This is a genomic window from Lactobacillus sp. 23-2 (assembly GCF_044902225.1).
Classification (GTDB): domain Bacteria; phylum Bacillota; class Bacilli; order Lactobacillales; family Lactobacillaceae; genus Lactobacillus; species Lactobacillus absianus.
Window position 1 is genome coordinate 12,227 of the sequence record NZ_JAOQBX010000007.1, and the last position, 17,510, is coordinate 29,736.

Consider the following 17,510-nt stretch of genomic DNA (forward strand, 5'->3'; position numbering starts at 1 on the left):
TGATGCACCATGGCAGAACCAGAGAAACTTTTTCAGATCAAGATCGTGACGCCGAATGGCCTGATCTACTCTCACCGTGGCAGCTCCGTCTCAATGCGGGCTGTTGATGGTGACCGGCAAATCCTGTACAATCACATGCCGATTCTTACGCCGCTTGCGATTGGGGAAGTCCGGGTCCAAAGAGGAGCAGAAATGGACCACAAGGTTGACCACATTGCCGTCAGCGGCGGAATCATCGCCTTTGCCGACAACGTGGCCACGATTATTGCCGATAATGCCGAACGCGCCCGGAACATTGACCTTACGCGTGCCGAGGCTGCCAAGCAGCGGGCAGAAGCCCACATCAAGGAAGCCAAGGAAAAGCACGACCAACAGTCATTGCAGCGTGCAGAACTTGCATTGCAGCGTGCGGTTACCCGTATTCGTGTTTACGATGCGCTTCACCACAAATAAAAGGGAAAGAGCGGAGTCAATCCGCTCTTTTTTGATGGAGATTTTACTATGAGACAACTCGGAATTCGTGCGATGCTCAGCATCGTCATTTACCTGGTGGCCATCGCCCTGGCCTTCCAGGCCGTCAAAGCAGTCAAGATCGAAAACCTGATCCGGTCAGACAAGCCATTTGAAGCCCAGACCTTTTTGATCTTCACGGCCATTGCCTTGGGCTATCTGGTGGCCCAATTCGTGATTTCCTTTATTGATAGCTCCCTGCAGCTGTCCAACCTTTTTTAAAATTGCTAAAAGGGTTAGGCGAATCAGGTAACCCGTACACCTTTTATGGTACAATTAACATTAATATGTTATGGAGGAAATATACGTGTCAAAAGATATTGGTATTGATTTAGGTACCGCGAACGTTTTGATCAACGTTTCCGGTAAAGGCATCGTGATTGATGAGCCTTCTGTCGTTGCTGTTGATACAAACACCAACAAGGTAGTCGCGGTGGGGACGGAAGCTTATGAAATGGTAGGGCGTACTCCTGGCAACATTCGCGTGATCCGGCCACTTAAGGATGGCGTGATTGCTGACTTTGACATCACTGAAGCCATGCTGTCTTACTTTATTGAGAAGCTGAACGTGAAGGGCTTCATGTCCAAGCCGAACATTTTGGTCTGCACCCCAACTGGCGTGACCTCGATTGAGCAAAAGGCGATCATTCAAGCCGCGGAAAAGTCTGGCGGCGGCAAGGTCTACCTGGACTTTGAGCCCAAGGTGGCAGCCGTCGGGGCTGGCCTGGACATCTTCAAGCCGCAAGGCAACATGGTCATCGACATCGGTGGCGGGACCACGGACATCGCGATCCTGTCAATGGGAGAAATCGTTACTTCCAAGTCTTTGCGCTATGCCGGCGACAAGATGAACCAAGCGATCGTCAACTACATTAAGGCCAACCATCAACTCTTGATCGGGACCAGAACCGCGGAAACGATCAAGATTGAGATTGGCGCGGCAACCGATCCGGATAAGGATGAAACCATGACGGTCCGGGGCCGGGATACGATTGACGGTCTGCCAAAGCAGATCACGGTGTCTGCAGAAGAAATCTGCGAAGCCCTGACTCCAGGCCTGTTGTCCATTATTGCCGCGACTAAGCAGGTCTTGCAGGAGACGCCGCCAGAATTGTCAGCCGACATTATCGACCGGGGCATCATGATCACCGGTGGTGGGGCGTTGCTTAAGAATATCGACAAGCTGATTGCTGATCACCTGTCAGTTCCAGTCTTGATCGCTGAGTCACCACTGGAATCAGTGGCCCTGGGGACCGGGATCCTGCTGCAAAATATTGAAAAGCACGAGCGTCACTAAGCATGATCCGAAATTTGTTGATCTTTTTGGTCAAGGGCTATCAGAAGCTCTTGTCGCCAATTTTGCCGGACAGCTGCCGCTTCTACCCGACTTGTTCCAGCTACATGATTGATGCCCTGCAGAAGCATGGATTGATCTTGGGACTGGTCATGGGCTGCGCCCGCATTCTGCGCTGCAATCCTTTTAACCGGGGTGGGGTGGATCCAGTGCCGGATAATTTCACCTTGTTCAGGAACCCGCACCCTGAGCGCTATGAGGATGAGATTATCGTCAAGAAATTTCACAGTGACGCCAACTAGGAGGAAACATGTCAAGAAGTCAAGAAAACATTGGGATTGAAGTCAACGAACTCAAGGGACGCTCACTTCCGACTTGGGAAGTTGTCATTCCGAAGAAGAAGACAATTGGCTTGATTGAAAAGGTTGAAGGCAAGTACCGGGTTACTACCAACAAGACAAACAGCGTGATGTTCGCTAAAACCCTTGATGCTGGTATTAATGACCTTCTTGCATACTTCACCTTGCATGAAAAGTAAGATTGATAAGTAGTGATTATTCATGGCAAAAGTTCAAGAAGAGAACAATTGGTATGATCGAATAGCCTGGGGAGTCATCATTCCCGTCGTTTTGCTGTCGTTTGTCAGCTTCTACTCGATCTACAACGCGTCATCAAACGACTCGACCTACGGGACGCCAGTCAAGACAGTGGTCATGCAGATCATCTGGTACGTGATCTGCTGGACGATGGTGGCCTTTATCATGCACTTTGATGCTGAACAGATCTTCAAGCTGGCTCCATACTTGTATGGCGTCGGCCTGGTCCTCTTGGTCCTGGTTTTGTTCCTTTATGACCGCTCGACGGCGGCTTCCAGTGGGGCCAAATCCTGGTTCGTCGTTGGACCAATCAGTTTCCAGCCCTCGGAAGTCATGAAGCCGGCCTATATCCTGCAGCTGGCCCGGGTCGTGCGTGAGCACAACCAGCGCTATGCCCACAACTTGAAGAATGACTGGCTTTTGATCGGGAAGGTTATTGCCTGGTTCCTGCCAGTCGGTATTTTGCTGATGCTGCAGCCAGACTTTGGGACCTGCTTGGTCTTCGTCGCCATTACGGCCGGCATTCTGTTGGTTTCCGGGATTTCCTGGGCTATTATCGTGCCCGTCTTCGTCTTGATGGCGGTTGTGGGGATTACTGCCATTCTCCTGGTCTTTACCAAGGAAGGGCAGACGATCCTGAGCCACTATTTCAAGACTTACCAGCTGGAAAGAATTAAGTCCTGGTCAGACCCTTCAGGAGCGACGAGTGATTCAGCTTACCAGCTTTGGCAGTCAATGAAGGCGATCGGTTCTGGCCAGGTCTTCGGCAATGGCTGGAACAACATCAAGGTCTACGTGCCGGTTAGAAACTCCGACATGATCTTCTCCGTTATCGGTGAAACCTTTGGTTTTGTCGGCGGGGTGAGCTTGATCGGGATTTACCTGGTCTTGATCATCCAAATGGTCAAGATTACCTTCGACACTAAGAACGCTTTTTACTCATACGTGTCCACAGGGATTATCATGATGATTTTGTTCCACGTCTTTGAAAACATCGGCATGAGCATTGATTTGTTGCCCCTTACCGGGGTTCCTCTGCCATTTGTTTCACAGGGTGGGTCGGCCCTCTTGGGGAATATGATTGGGGTGGGCTTGATCCTCTCCATGAAGTGGCACAATAAGGACTACATGTTCAGTACTGCTGGCGACTTTTAAGCAAACCGCCAGAAAAAGCCAAAAGAAAAACAGGCCGCGAGGCCTGTTTTTCTTTTGCTGATAATCGATTGTTAACGCTAGTCGGCTTCTGGCAGTCTGCTGTGTCTAACCACCAAAACGTCGCAATCGGCAGTTCTGGTGACGTATTCGGTAACGCTGCCGATCAACAGCCGCTCTACGGCATTCAAGCCGGTAGCCCCAACAACGATCAGGTCGATGTCATGCTTCTTAGGGAAGTCACGGCTGATGATGGTCTTTGGTGAGCCGAACTCGATTGAGAAGTGGACTTCCTTGACCCCGGCTTCTTTAGCAGCTTGGGAGTACTTTTCCATCTTCTTCTTGGCATCGTTGGACACTTGTTCAACCATTGCGGAGTCAAAGCTTGATACGTTTTGGAATGAACGGGTGTCGATGACATGCAGGATTTCCAGGTCGGCGTTCATGTGCTTGGCTACGGCAATCGCGCGCTTGAAGGCCAAGTCGGCTTCCTTGGAACCGTCGACAGCAATTTGAATGTGTTTGTATTGATATGTCTTTGTCATTTTAGCCACCTCTTCCTAGTTATATTTTACCAAATCTGCAAACGATTTAGTGCTCGTTTTTGGAAATTATCAGGGCAAAAATCAGGATCGCCCCTGACCCCAAAAAGAGGGTGATCAAGTTCAGGTACTTGTTGCCGGAAAAGAGCAGGAAAATGCCCAGCACGCTGATCGCGACCAAGGCGACCGCAGTCACGGTCAGGATCTGGTGCAGTTTCGGATTCCCGCTGACGTCAAAGACCAGGAAGGCGCCGTTTCGCCGGTGCCACAGGTACCAGGCCGTCAGCATCAGGGCGAGGATAAAGCAGATCATCACGATGCGAATGTAAATCATTATTTTTAAACTCCTGTTATTGAATTTTGCTGCTGTAAGTAATTGTAGCAAAAAAATGCCAATAAAAAAGCGGCCCCTTCGGGCCGCTGCTGGTTATCTAAGAAAATCCGAGTTGACCAAAGCATAAATGGCGCTTGTTGATCCCGTAAAAAATCTACAAAATCCGGTTCGTCGCGCAGTGAATATGGATTCTGCCGAGCAGCATTCCGATTCAGTAGTTACTGACGAACCACCACGTCCTTAAGTTTGATCGGTCAACTAATTTACAAATAGGCTTTTGACGATCAACTCAGATCACTTATTATAGTATATAATCGCTTGCCGCTTGTCAAGCAAAATAAAAGCGCTTACGGCTGATCTGGCTTCCGCTTGGCCAGGCCCGCCTCCTGCATGTGCCGCAGCTTGAGGTACTGCTTTTTAAAGGCTCCTTCAAACTTGGACTCGCCCTTGGGGGCGAAGTACTGGGCGCCTAACAGATTGTTTGGCAGATACTGCTGTGGCACCCAGTCGCCCGGAAAGTCGTGGGGGTAGACATAGCCATTGCCGTGCCCCAGCTTCTTGGCGCCTTGGTAATGGGCATCCTTTAGATCGTCAGGAATCTCGCCAACCCGCTTGGTCCGGACGTCGCTGAGTGCCTTGTCAATGGCTCCGATGGCTGAATTGCTCTTAGGGGACAAGCAGAGCTCGATCACGGCGTTTGCCAGGGGGATGCGGGCTTCTGGCAAGCCCAGCTGTCTGGCGCTCCAAATAGCCGCTGCGGCCCGCTCAGCAGCTGGCGGATTGGCCAGGCCAATGTCTTCATAGGCAATGACCAAGAGCCGCCGGCAGATGGAAATCAGGTCGCCGGATTCAATTAAGCGGGCCAAATAGTGGAGGGCGGCATCGGTGTCAGAGCCGCGGATTGATTTTTGAAAGGCGGAGACCAGGTCATAGTGGCCATCGCCAGACGCGTCAAAAGCTTGGGCTTTCATCTGCAGGGATTCAGCCATGTCTTCTTTCGTGACCGTCACCTGATCCGCGCTTTGGCCTTCATCTTTCAATTCCTGGCGGGTTGACAGGACGGCCAGCTCCAGTCCGTTTAAAGTTGAGCGCAGGTCGCCGTTGCCTTTTTCGACTAGGAGCTCCAGGGCGTCATCGGTCAAAGTCACGTGGTACTTGCCCAGGCCCCGCTCTTCATCCGCGATAGCCCGCTTGATGGCCGTTTTGGCGTCTGCTTCAGTCAGGGGCTTTAATTGAAAGATCTGACAGCGCGACCGGATGGCCGGGGAGATGGCAATATAAGGGTTTTCCGTGGTTGCCCCGATCAGGATGATCTGGCCGGACTCAAGCAAGGGCAGCAAGAAGTCCTGCTTGACCTTGTCTAGGCGGTGAATTTCATCTAGCAAGAGAATGACCGTCCCGCTCATCTTGCCTTCGGCCGCGACCTGAGCCAGCTCTTTTTTGCCGTCGGTCGCGGCGTTGAGCTGGCGGAAGGCATATTTGGTCGAACCGGCAATCGCTGAGGCAATGCTGGTCTTGCCAATGCCAGGGGGACCGTAGAGGATCATGCTGGACAGGCGCTTGGCCTCAACCATCCGGCGGATGATCTTCTTGGGTCCGACCAGGTGCTGCTGGCCCACGACCTCGTCCAAATCACGCGGCCGCATCCGGTAGGCTAAAGGCTTCATTTGGCGTCACCATGAAAGAGGCGGTGGAAAAAGCCCTCTTTCTTCTTAGCCGGCGCGGCCAGCTCCTCCGCCGGCAAGGGCGGGGCATAGACCTGGCCGACCTCGATCCGCATCCGGTTGATGGCTTCCTGGCTGACGACCAGGATAGCTGAATCTTCATCGCCGGTTCTGGCCGTCTCATCATTGATCAGGCAGAACTTGATTCCGCTCTTGGCGGCTGCGGCTTCAATCTGGTTGACAAAGCGCGGATTTGGCGTGTTGCCGTTGATCAAGATAGTGTAGCCTTGATAGTCGCTGAAATGGTCTAAGAAGAGCTTGGTCAGCTGGGGATCCTGGGCCTCTTGCAGATTCATGCGGACGTAGACCCGCTCGCGCAAAGAACCCAGGTAGCGGCGCCGCTCGTCTGGCCGCGTTTGGGGCGTGATGCCCGCGGCGGCATTTTGAACCCGTTTCTCTAATTCGTCATCAGCCATATTAGTCACCTTTTCTATCCTCTCTGTGTTTCCCTTTATGGGTTTATTGTACACAATTTGCCTGAAGAATAACAAAAACAAACTGGAACAAAATTTAAAGCAAAAGCAAAGAAAAGCAAAAAAGACGCATGCGGATGCATGCGTCTTTTGAAGCCTGAAAAATATTACAGCAACTTGTTGTAGTATTCAACAACGAGGGCTTCGTCAATGTCAGGTTCCATTTCGTCGCGTTCTGGCAAACGAACCAATTGACCTTCCATCTTGTCTTCGTCGAATGAAACAAATGAAGGACGAGCGTTAGTAGCTTCCAAAGCGTCCTTAACTTGTTGCAAGTTCTTTGACTTTTCCTTCAAGCTGATTACTTGACCAGGAGCAACTTCGTATGAAGGGATGTCAACGCGCTTGCCATCAACAGTGATGTGGCCGTGGTTTACCAATTGACGGGCTTGTTCACGGGTAGTAGCCAAGCCGAGACGGTAAACGAGGTTGTCCAGACGACGTTCAAGCAAGATCATGAAGTTGGTGCCGTGTTGGCCTTCACGGATCTTGCCGGCGCGTGCGAACAAAGTACGGAATTGACGTTCGTTCAAGCCGAACATCCAACGCAGCTTTTGCTTTTCGTGCAATTGCGTGCCGTATTCTGACAAACGACCGCGTTGGTTAGGACCGTGTTGACCTGGAGCGTATGAACGACGGGCAAGTTCCTTGCCAGTACCTGAAAGGGAAATCCCCAATCTTCTTGAACGCTTCCAACTTGGACCAGTGTATCTTGACATAAAAAATCCTCCAATGATATAAATATAAAATTTCTTGGAGTAAAATATCACAATATAAGCTCAACATTCGTGCATCTCGAGTTTACATTTTCGCCCGTGCAGCGTGGGTTACTCGTTCACTAACAAAATCGTCCCGAGATGTTGACGTTCTTGTCGCTTATGGCTGCAAATATTTTACACGACGACTATTATAAGAGCATCCGGGCCATAAAGCAAGAAAAAAGGCAGAAAATTAAAGCTTTGCTCGTTAAGGCGCCTACATTTGGTATAATATTGGTAATTGCGGAGGAGAAAGATATGTCATCTACACAATCTCTACTAATCATTACGATCATTATCGCGATTATCGTGGCGATCGCCGCGATGCTGCTGGTCAACCGGCGGCACCTGCGCGAAATTGAAGAACTGGACAATGATTTGGGCAATATGGAAGACCTGCACCTGGAACGGGCCATTGGCAAACTGAACCAGATGGAGCTGGCCGGGGAGAGCCTGGCGACCTTGAACACCTGGAAGAAGAGCTACAAGGAGGCCAGTGAGAAGTTTCCAACCATTCAGCGGCTGATCGAGGAAGCGGCTGATGACAATGCCCGCTACCGCCTGCTCAAGAGCCACCAGGCAATCAAGAAGGCCAGCGACTTGGTGGCCTCCATTGAGGAGAACGTCAAGAATTCCGCCGAGGTTTTCACCCAGCTGCTGGAGTCCAACCGGGAAAACAAGGCCCAATACGATGAGCTGATGGGGGCCTACCGGGAAATCCGCAAGACGATTCTGGCGGACTCATACGACTACAGCCTGGCCCTGGATGAGATCGAAAACAAGCTTTCCGCCATGGAGAGCGACTTTGCCGAGGCCAAGAGCCTGACCGCCCAGGGCGACCACGTGGAGGCCAAGCGGATGCTTTCGACGATCCGGAGTGCTTTGACCAGCCTGCAGGAGAAGCTGCCAAAGGTCAAGGAAGACCAGCATGAGCTCCAGAACGTCTTCAGCGACCAGCTGGATGAGATTTCCGCGGCCTACAAGAAGATGCGCGATGACAAGTATGGCTTTGGCAATCTTGACGTCCTGCTGGAAATCAAGCAGTCCAACGAGCAGATCGCCAAGTCCCAGCAGGACTTGGCCAAGCTGAATCTTGAGACCTGTGAAAAGGGGATCAAGAAGGTGCAAAAGGAAATCGACACCCTCTACGCGATCCTGGAAAAGGAATACAAGGCCCGGCCTTTCGTTGAGAAGAACCAGGACAAGCTGCAGCGGATCCTGTCCCACCAGGAGAATATCAGCCAGCAGCTGATCAAGAAGCTGCACCACATTGATGAAAGCTACGAGCTGACCCACGGGGAGTTAGACGAGAGCCGGGCTTTGGAGCGGGAAATCCACAAGATGGACTCCGACTTCATCAGAGCTACCCAGAAGATTGCCGAAGGCCGGGCGGTCTTTTCAGACGTTGAAAGCGACTGGACCCGGATGCTGGGCCGCCTGCAGGAAATCGAGGACCGGGAGAAGGAATTGTCGGAAGCCGTTGACGGCTTGTACGATGCTGAAGAAGTGGCCCACCGGTCCATCAAGGAATTCAAGCAGCAGGTCTCTTTGGTCTACCGGCACCTGACCCGCCAGCACTTGCCTGGCATTCCGGAAAGCTTCCTGCAGATGTATACCCTGGTCATCAACGAAATTGGCAAGACCAGCCGGGAGCTTAACCAAGTCCGGATCAACATGGAGAAGATCTCCAGCGACTTGGTGCAGATTTCTGACGATGTCGCCCGCCTGCAAAAGGAAGCCGATGACATCATCAGCTCCGCCAATCTGTTTGAACTGACCATGCAGTACTCCAACAAGTTCCTGGACAATGAAGGGGTCTTGCGGGCCAGAAGAGAAGCCATGAAGCGCTACGAGCGCGACTACAACTACAAAGACGCTTTGGATACGATTGCCACGGCGGTTGAACGGGTTGAACCAGGCAGCTACCAGCGCATCGAGAGCTCCTACTACCGCGAGCAGGCGGAAACGGCGACCCAGCCTAAGGAAGCTTAAGGCTTAGTCGTTGCAGTTGACCTGATTTTGGACTAAAATTAAACATTATTGTCAAGCGGTCATTTATATGGCCGCTTTTTTAAGGAGAGCAAACGTGATTTATTTCGATAACAGTGCCACGACCAGAATGGCGCCGGAAGCACTTGAAACATATGATCAGGTTGTCAAGAATATTTGGGGCAATCCATCCAGCTTGCACAAGCTGGGCGACCGGGCCCACCAATTGCTGGAAGCTTCCCGCCGGCAGATCGCGGACCTCATGGGGGTCAAGCCGCACGAGATCTTCTTCACTTCTGGCGGAACCGAGTCCAACAACACCGCCATCAAGGGAACTGCCCTGGCCAAGCGGGAGTTTGGCAAGCACTTGATTACTTCATCCGTGGAGCACGCTTCCGTGGCCAATACTTTTAACGAGCTGGAAAATCTGGGCTTCCGGGTCACCCGCCTGCCAGTGGACAAGGAAGGCCGGGTCAACCCGGAGGACTTGAAGCAGGCCTTGGATTCTGATACGACTTTGGTCTCCATCATGGGGGTCAACAATGAGATCGGGACCATTCAGCCAATTCGGGAAATTTCCGAAATCTTGGAAGACTACCCGAACGTCCACTTCCACGTGGACAACGTCCAGGCCTTCGGCAAGGGCATTTGGGACCAGGTCTTCACCAGCCGCGTCGACATGATGAGCTTCTCATCCCACAAGTTCCACGGCCCGCGCGGGATCGGCATCCTCTACAAGAAGGAGGGGCGGATGATCATGCCCCTTTGCGAAGGGGGCGGGCAGGAAAAGGGCCTGCGCTCCGGGACTGAAAACCTGGCCGCGATCGCGGCCATGGCCCGGGCCGCCCGCCTGGTTTTGACCGGCGAAAGCGAGAAGGCTGCCCGCGAAACGGCTATCAAGCGCCGCATCAGCGACTACCTGTCTGGCAAGCCGGGCATCCACATCTTCTCGCCAATGCAGGACAATTTTGCCCCGCACGTGCTCTGCTTTGCCTTGGAAGGCATCCGGGGCGAAACCCTGGTGCACACTTTGGAAGAGCAGGACATCTACATCTCAACGACGTCAGCCTGCGCGTCCAAGACGGCTGATGAAGCCAGCACCCTGGTGGCCATGAGAACGCCTGATGACATCGCCACCAGCGCGGTCCGCCTGAGCTTTGACGAGACCAACACTTTGGCAGAAGCCGATGAATTTATCGCGGCCTTCGACAAGATCTACCAGCATTTTGCCAAGATTAACCACTTAGGAGAATAATATTGCAATACACTGAAATCATGGTCCGCTACGGTGAACTTTCCACTAAGGGCAAGAACCGCAAGGACTTTATCAACCGCTTGGCCGGCAACGTGCAGAAGGTTCTGCGCGACTTCCCGGACCTGGCCATCAAGACCCACCACGACCGCATGCACATCATTTTGAACGGCACCCCATTTGAAAAAGTGGATGAGCGCCTGAAGCTGGTCTTTGGGATCCAAACTTATTCACCGGTCATCCGGACGGAAAAGACCCTTGAAGAGATCGAAAAGACGGCCTTGGAATTGATGCAGGCCACCTACAAGGAAGGGATGACCTTCAAGGTCAACACCAGAAGAAGCGACCACAAGTACGAGTATGACACCAACCAATTGAACCAGCTGGTGGCTGACTACCTCTACAACCATATGACCGGCCTGCAGGCGGAAATGAAGCGGCCGGACATGGTTCTGCGCCTGGAAATCCGCCAGGACGGGGCCTACATTTCCAACCAGCTCCTGCATGGCATCGGCGGGATGCCAGTCGGCACTGCCGGCAAGGCCATGATGATGCTGTCAGGCGGGATCGACTCGCCAGTAGCGTCCTACCTGGCCATGAAGCGGGGCGTGGACATTGAAATGGTCCACTTCTTCTCACCGCCTTACACTTCAGAGAAGGCCTTGGCTAAGGCTATGGAACTGACCAGCATCCTGGCCAAGTACTGCGGGAAGATCAACTTCATCCAGGTGCCTTTTGCCGAAATTCAGGAAACCATCAAGGAAAAGCTGCCAGAAGGCTACTTGATGACCGTTCAGCGTCGCTTCATGCTGCGCTTGGCGGACATGATCCGGGCCAAGCGCCACGGCCTGGCGATCTTCAACGGCGAATCAGTCGGACAGGTGGCTTCCCAGACTCTGGAGTCAATGGCTGCCATCAATGACGTGACCGCGACGCCAGTCATCCGGCCAGTCGCCACCATGGACAAGAACGAGATTATTGCCAAGGCTGAAGAGATCGGGACTTTTGACCTATCAATCCAGCCATTTGAAGACTGCTGCACCATTTTTGCTCCGCCGCGGCCAAAGACCAAGCCTAAGATCGACAAGGCCCGGGAATACGAGGCCCGCCTTGACGTGGACGGCCTGCTTGAGCGGGCTTTGGCCGGCGTGAAGGTCACCCCAATCTATCCAGGCCAGAAGTTTATCGACAACATCGCGGACGAAGACGCCGCTTTGCTCTAATGCTGCGCCTGGACAAATACCTGGCGGACATGAACCAGGGAACCCGCTCCCAGGTCAAGGAATTGATCAAGGCCGGGCAGGTCACGGTCAATGGCCAGGTCTGCCGGACGGCCAAGCAGAAGATCAAGGACCAGGATACGGTCGCGGTCAATGGCCAGGAGATCGGCTACCAGAAGTTTCACTACTTCATGCTGCACAAGCCCAAAGGCGTCCTGTCGGCCACGGAAGATGCCCGGCAAAAGACGGTGCTGGACTTATTGAAGCCAGCTGACCGCTACCGTGGCCTGGCACCCGTTGGGCGCTTGGACAAGGATACGACCGGACTGCTGCTGTTGACCAACGACGGCCAGCTCAACCATGAGCTGCTGGCGCCGGAATGTCATGTGGCCAAGTGCTACTGGGCTAAAATTGCCGGCGTAGCGGATGAAAATACGGTTGCACATTTTCAAGCCGGCATCAGCTTGAGGGATGGAAGCCAGCTTAAGCCGGCCAAGCTGGAGATCCTGAAGCAGGACTTTGACCAGGACCAGTCTGAGGTCTTGGTCACGATCACTGAGGGCAAGTACCACCAGGTCAAGCGGATGTTTGCTTCCCAAGGGATGAAGGTGACTGAGCTCAAGCGGCTCACCATGGGGACCTTGACCCTGGATGCCAGCTTGCAGCCGGGCCAATACCGGGAATTGACCCGCCAGGAGCTGGCCGCCTTAGGCAGATAGCAGATTCCACTTTTTTGTTGGGTAAAATTATGCTATACTTCATTCCAACAGCAAGAAACAAGAGGTGGCGCTTCATGACAGAGAAAGGTCATTATGCTGAGAGACCGGAAGCCGCCTGGTAGCTTGATTAGCTGGTCGGCTGAACTGCTAGTAGGTCGATCCGGGTCTGCGCGCCGTTACCGCCGTTTTAAGCAGGGGCATTCGTGCCCAAGCTAGGTGGTACCGCGGTTACTAAATCGTCCTAGACATTTCGATGTCTAGGACTTTTTTATTGGAGGAAATTTATGACAGAATTAGCACCTAAATACAACCCAAATGAGGTTGAAGCTGGGCGTTATCAAGAATGGCTTGATGAAGATCTCTTCAAGCCATCTGGTGACAAGAAGGCCAAGCCATACTCAATCGTTATTCCGCCGCCAAACGTTACTGGCAAGCTGCACCTGGGCCACGCCTGGGACACGGCGATTCAAGACACCTTGATCCGCTACAAGCGGATGCAGGGCTATGACACCCTCTACCTGCCGGGGATGGACCACGCCGGGATCGCTACCCAGGCCAAGGTTGAAGCCCGCCTGCGTGAACAAGGCGTCAGCCGCTACGACCTGGGCCGGGAAAAGTTTATTGACAAGGTTTGGGAATGGAAGGATGAATACGCCAACATCATCAAGAGCCAATGGAAGAAGCTGGGCTTGTCCCTGGACTACAGCCGCGAGCGCTTCACCCTGGACAAGGGCCTGTCCAAGGCCGTCCGCCGCGTCTTCGTGCAGCTGTACAAGGAAGGCTTGATCTACCGCGGCGAATACATCATCAACTGGGACCCAAAGCTGCGCACGGCCTTGTCCGACATTGAAGTCATTCACAAGGACGACCAAGGCGCCTTCTACCACATCATGTACCCGCTTAAGGATGGCTCAGGCTCAGTTGAGATTGCAACGACCCGTCCGGAAACCATGTTCGGGGACACCGCCGTGGCCGTGGCGCCTGGCGATGAGCGCTACAAGGACCTGGTGGGCAAGACCTTGATCCTGCCTTTGGTTGGTCGCGAGATTCCAATCATCGAAGACCAGCACGTTGACCCAGAATTTGGGACTGGTTTGGTCAAGATTACCCCAGCCCATGACCCGAATGACTTTGAAGTCGGCAACCGCCACAATTTGGCCCGGATCAACGTCATGAACGATGACGGGACCATGAACGACAAGTGCGGCAAGTATGCTGGCATGGACCGCTTCGACTGCCGCAAGCAGCTGGTTGAGGACCTGAAGGATGAAGGCTACCTGATCAAGGTTGAGCCAATCGTCCACTCAGTTGGCCACTCAGAGCGCTCAGGCGTGCAGGTTGAACCGCGCTTGTCAACTCAATGGTTCGTCAAGATGAAGCCGCTGGCTGACAAGGTCTTGGAAAATCAAAAGGGCGACGACAAGGTTAACTTCGTGCCGGACCGCTTTGAAGGCACCTTGGACCACTGGATGGAAAACGTCCACGACTGGGTCATCTCCCGTCAGCTTTGGTGGGGACACCGGATTCCAGCCTGGTACAATAAGGAGACTGGTGAGATGTACGTTGGCGAGGAAGCGCCAAAAGACATCGAAAACTGGGACCAAGACCCAGACGTGCTTGACACCTGGTTCTCAAGTGCCTTGTGGCCATTCTCAACGCTTGGCTGGCCAGATGAAAATTCAGAAGACTTCAAGCGCTACTTCCCAACCGACACTTTGGTAACGGGCTATGACATCATCTTCTTCTGGGTTTCCAGAATGATCTTCCAAAGCCTGCACTTTACTGGCCGCCGGCCATTCGACAACGTCGTTTTGCACGGCTTGATCCGTGACGAGCAAGGGCGCAAGATGTCCAAGTCCTTGGGCAACGGGATCGACCCAATGGACGTGATCGACAAGTATGGTGCCGACGCCCTGCGCTGGTTCCTGCTCAACGGGACGGCTCCTGGCCAAGACACCCGGTTCAGCTACACCAAGATGGATTCAGCCTGGAACTTCATCAACAAGCTCTGGAATGCCAGCCGCTTCGTGATCATGAACCTGCCAGAAGATGCCAAGCCGGCTCAAATGCCAGATACCAGCAAGTTTGACCTGGCTGACGCCTGGATTTTTGACCGCTTGAACCACACCGTCAAGGAAACTACCCGGCTCTTTGACGAATTCCAATTCGGTGAAGCCGGCCGGGAAATGTACAACTTCATCTGGAACGACTTCTGTGACTGGTACATTGAAATCTCCAAGGTAGCCTTGTACGGCGATGACGAAGAACTGAAGGCCAGAAAGCAGGCCAACCTGACCTGGATTCTGGACCAGATCCTGCGCTTGATCCACCCAATCATGCCATTCGTTACGGAAAAGCTGTGGCTGTCAATGCCACATGAAGGCAAGTCAATCATGGTGGCTGAATACCCAGTCGTTCACCCTGAATTCACCAATGCCGAAGCTGACCGGAAGATGGCCTTCTTGATCGATATCATCAAGGCCGTCCGCAACATCCGGATGGAAGTGAACGCGCCAATGTCCAGCGCAATCGACATCATGATCCAGCTGGACAACGAAAGCGACAAGGAAATCTTGGACGAAAACAAGACTTACGTTGAGAACTTCCTGCACCCGAAGAAGTTTGAAGTGGCTGCCAAGGTCGCTGCCCCTAAACTGGCCAAGACGGCCGTCATCTCCGGGGCCCAGATCTTCGTGCCGCTGTCAGAACTGGTCAACCTTGACGATGAAATTGCCAAGATGGAGAAGGAAGAAAAGCGTCTGGAAGGCGAAGTCGAGCGCGCAAGCAAGAAGCTGGCCAACAAGGGCTTCACTGACCACGCGCCAGCTGCCGTCGTTGACAAGGAAAAGGCCAAGAAGGCTGAATACGAAAGCCAGCTGGCCGGCGTCAAGGAACGGATTCAAGAATTGAAGGAAAGTCGTTAAAGACGTGAAATTCACGACAGTTAAAGAATTTACAGATTATCTCTACCATTTGCCCCACCTGCATGACAAGAGCGATCTGACCTATATCAAGCGCCTGCTGGCCCAGCTGGGCAATCCGCAGGACCAGGTCAAGACCATTCACGTGACAGGGACCAACGGCAAGGGGTCAACTTCATACTATTTGAGTAATCTGCTCCAAAAGGCCGGTCAGCAGACTGGCCTTTTCGTTTCCCCCTACATCATCAGCTTTAATGAGCGCATCCAGCTCAACGGCCAAGGGATCAGCGATTCTGACCTCTTGAGCGTGGCCAATGAGGTTTGGGAGGCGATGGCAGCAGTGCGCGAGCAGGACCAGGACCCAGACTTTGGCCTGGTGACTTTTGAATACGAAGTGGCCATGGCCTTTGCCTATTTTGCTCATAAAGATTGCGACTATGCCGTAATTGAAGTCGGCATTGGGGGCGAGCACGACAAGACCAACGTCATCACGCCGGAAGTCAGCATCATTACCACGATCGGTTTGGACCATGAAATGATCATCGGGCCGACGATCCAGGATATTGCCCGGGAAAAGAGCGGGGTCATCAAGTACAAGCGCCCGGTCGTTTTGGGCAATATTCCGGAAAGCGTCAAGGGCATTCTGGAGAAGAAGATTGCAGAAGAAGCCAGCACCGGCTACTGGCTGGACAAGAATTTCCGCGTCTTGGAAGCGGGCAGCGAGAAGTTCGTGGTTTCCCTGGCCAGCGGGCAAAAATATGATCTCCTGCCCAGACCGGAAGTGGAGACTTTCGACGCGGCCATGGCCTTGCGGGCCTTCAGCCTCTTGTGCTTGAAGAACCCGGCCATGAGCCTGGAAGCGGAAGCTGCGGAAGCTGCCATCAATGAAACGACCGTGCCTGGGCGCTACCAGATTATCCAGCGCCAGCCGATGATCGTCCTTGACGGAGCCCATAACCTGCAAGCCATGGGCAACCTGCTTCACTTCGCCCATGGCCAGGCCAAGGCTAGACGCGGCCGCCTTCATGCCCTGGTTGGCATGATGAAGGACAAGGACATTGACCAGGTCTTGGACTTGTTCCAGGCTGAGGACGACGTGGTCTTGACTACGGTCGATTATCCGCGGGCAGCCAGAAAGGAAGACTTCCCGGCCAAGTACCTGGACCGCTTTTCTTACGAGGCTGATCCGTGGACGGCCTATCAGAAAATGGCGTCCGCGCTGGCGGGTGAAGACCTGCTGCTGGTTTCCGGCTCCTTCTACTTGGTCAGTGCCATCCTGCTCAAGCTGCATGCTGAGCAGGCGGAAAAAGAATAGTGGAAGCAAGAGAGCAAAAGGAGACAGCAATGCGCGTAGCAGGAATTGCCCACGAAAAAAAGGGCGTGATTTTTGACATGGACGGCTTGATGGTCAACTCAGAGGAGCTCTACTGGAAGGCCAACATCCAGGCTTCAAATGAATACCACTTGGGGTTGGCCCCTGATACCTATTTGAAGCTGGTCGGGGCCCCGATGACGGCCATGGATGAGTTTTACCATAAGTATTTCAAGAACGGGCAAGAACGGGAAGCCTTTATCAAGCGCACTGATGACCTGGTGGACCAGTGGACCCGGGAGGGGCGCCTCAAGCTCAAGCCAGGCGTCAATGCCGCCTTGAACAGGTTCGGGCAGCTGGGCTTGACGATTGGCCTGGCTTCCAGCAACTACGAGAAGGTCATCGAGCAGAACCTTTGGGTGACTGGCACCCGCAACTGCTTTGATTTCATCTTGTCCCATGATGACGCGGTCCGCCGGAAAATCCGCTCCAAGCCGGCCCCGGACGTCTACTTGGCCGCGCAGGAGAAGTCAGGCCTGGCCAAAGCAGAGCTGCTGGTCTTTGAGGATTCCAGCACAGGCGTTGAAGCCGCTTATAACGCGGGACTGGACGTGGTCATGATTCCTGATCTGCTGGCGCCTAAAGCCGCTGACCAGGAGCGGGCCAGCTTGATTTGCAAAGATTTTTGGGAATTTTTGGAAAAAATTCGGTAAA

18 protein-coding genes are annotated in these 17,510 nt (G+C 53.3%); 13 read left to right on the top strand and 5 right to left on the bottom strand.

All coding sequences use genetic code 11. The features are described from left to right. Positions 1-9 precede the first annotated feature (9 nt). From OCH80_RS04180 to OCH80_RS04205, 6 genes are all read left to right on the top strand, one after another. The gene (locus OCH80_RS04180) at positions 10-453 is read left to right on the top strand and encodes a F0F1 ATP synthase subunit epsilon (RefSeq protein ID WP_302187250.1); all 444 of its coding nucleotides are present in this window, start codon (positions 10-12) and stop codon (positions 451-453) included. Between the two features lie 48 nt (positions 454-501). After that, positions 502-732 carry a DUF1146 domain-containing protein gene (locus OCH80_RS04185; RefSeq protein WP_302187249.1) on the top strand — a complete coding sequence of 77 codons (231 nt, stop codon included), beginning with the start codon at positions 502-504 and terminating at the stop codon, positions 730-732. An 85-nt stretch (positions 733-817) separates the two neighbouring features. Further along, positions 818-1,807 carry a rod shape-determining protein gene (locus OCH80_RS04190; protein ID WP_302187248.1) on the top strand — a complete coding sequence of 330 codons (990 nt, stop codon included), beginning with the start codon at positions 818-820 and terminating at the stop codon, positions 1,805-1,807. Between the two features lie 2 nt (positions 1,808-1,809). Beyond that, the gene (gene yidD / locus OCH80_RS04195; protein WP_404538117.1) at positions 1,810-2,106 is read left to right on the top strand and encodes a membrane protein insertion efficiency factor YidD; all 297 of its coding nucleotides are present in this window, start codon (positions 1,810-1,812) and stop codon (positions 2,104-2,106) included. Between the two features lie 8 nt (positions 2,107-2,114). Then, positions 2,115-2,342 carry a DUF2969 domain-containing protein gene (locus OCH80_RS04200; RefSeq protein ID WP_154547017.1) on the top strand — a complete coding sequence of 76 codons (228 nt, stop codon included), beginning with the start codon at positions 2,115-2,117 and terminating at the stop codon, positions 2,340-2,342. 22 nt (positions 2,343-2,364) lie between these two features. Further along, positions 2,365-3,555: an FtsW/RodA/SpoVE family cell cycle protein gene (locus OCH80_RS04205; protein WP_302187247.1), complete on the top strand. Its 1,191-nt coding sequence runs from the start codon at positions 2,365-2,367 to the stop codon at positions 3,553-3,555. A 77-nt stretch (positions 3,556-3,632) separates the two neighbouring features. Here the strand turns inward: OCH80_RS04205 and OCH80_RS04210 are convergent, their stop codons facing one another. The 5 genes from OCH80_RS04210 to rpsD form a co-directional block, all read right to left on the bottom strand. Further along, the gene (locus OCH80_RS04210; RefSeq protein WP_154547013.1) at positions 3,633-4,097 is read right to left on the bottom strand and encodes a universal stress protein; all 465 of its coding nucleotides are present in this window, start codon (positions 4,095-4,097) and stop codon (positions 3,633-3,635) included. Positions 4,098-4,143: 46 nt separating this feature from the next. Continuing rightward, positions 4,144-4,428, bottom strand: coding sequence for a hypothetical protein (locus tag OCH80_RS04215; protein ID WP_404538122.1), 285 nt, complete (start codon positions 4,426-4,428; stop codon positions 4,144-4,146). 347 nt (positions 4,429-4,775) lie between these two features. Continuing rightward, positions 4,776-6,095, bottom strand: coding sequence for a replication-associated recombination protein A (locus tag OCH80_RS04220; protein WP_404538125.1), 1,320 nt, complete (start codon positions 6,093-6,095; stop codon positions 4,776-4,778). Then, on the bottom strand, positions 6,092-6,568 hold the full coding sequence (locus OCH80_RS04225) for a YueI family protein (RefSeq protein ID WP_404538128.1): 477 nt from the start codon (positions 6,566-6,568) through the stop codon (positions 6,092-6,094). Before OCH80_RS04225 ends, OCH80_RS04220 begins: the two co-directional genes overlap by 4 nt. 164 nt (positions 6,569-6,732) lie before the next feature. Beyond that, positions 6,733-7,344, bottom strand: coding sequence for a 30S ribosomal protein S4 (rpsD, locus tag OCH80_RS04230; RefSeq protein ID WP_404538130.1), 612 nt, complete (start codon positions 7,342-7,344; stop codon positions 6,733-6,735). Between the two features lie 297 nt (positions 7,345-7,641). On the opposite strand from rpsD, the gene ezrA reads away from it, so the two are divergent. The 7 genes from ezrA (at position 7,642) to OCH80_RS04265 (ending at position 17,509) form a co-directional block, all read left to right on the top strand. Next, a complete protein-coding gene (gene ezrA / locus OCH80_RS04235) occupies positions 7,642-9,375 on the top strand; it encodes a septation ring formation regulator EzrA (RefSeq protein ID WP_404538133.1) in 1,734 nt (577 codons plus the stop codon). 94 nt (positions 9,376-9,469) lie between these two features. Then, entirely contained in the window at positions 9,470-10,627 is a 1,158-nt protein-coding gene (locus OCH80_RS04240) for a cysteine desulfurase family protein (RefSeq protein ID WP_404538138.1), read from the top strand. A 2-nt stretch (positions 10,628-10,629) separates the two neighbouring features. Further along, the gene (thiI, locus tag OCH80_RS04245) at positions 10,630-11,847 is read left to right on the top strand and encodes a tRNA uracil 4-sulfurtransferase ThiI (RefSeq protein ID WP_154546999.1); all 1,218 of its coding nucleotides are present in this window, start codon (positions 10,630-10,632) and stop codon (positions 11,845-11,847) included. Further along, positions 11,847-12,563 carry a pseudouridine synthase gene (locus OCH80_RS04250; RefSeq protein ID WP_404538142.1) on the top strand — a complete coding sequence of 239 codons (717 nt, stop codon included), beginning with the start codon at positions 11,847-11,849 and terminating at the stop codon, positions 12,561-12,563. The genes thiI and OCH80_RS04250 overlap by 1 nt, the downstream gene beginning before the upstream one ends. 284 nt (positions 12,564-12,847) lie before the next feature. Continuing rightward, positions 12,848-15,487: a valine--tRNA ligase gene (locus OCH80_RS04255; protein WP_404538145.1), complete on the top strand. Its 2,640-nt coding sequence runs from the start codon at positions 12,848-12,850 to the stop codon at positions 15,485-15,487. Positions 15,488-15,491: 4 nt separating this feature from the next. Next, the gene (locus tag OCH80_RS04260) at positions 15,492-16,799 is read left to right on the top strand and encodes a bifunctional folylpolyglutamate synthase/dihydrofolate synthase (RefSeq protein ID WP_404538148.1); all 1,308 of its coding nucleotides are present in this window, start codon (positions 15,492-15,494) and stop codon (positions 16,797-16,799) included. Between the two features lie 29 nt (positions 16,800-16,828). Next, the gene (locus OCH80_RS04265) at positions 16,829-17,509 is read left to right on the top strand and encodes an HAD family phosphatase (RefSeq protein WP_302187238.1); all 681 of its coding nucleotides are present in this window, start codon (positions 16,829-16,831) and stop codon (positions 17,507-17,509) included. Position 17,510 lies beyond the last annotated feature (1 nt).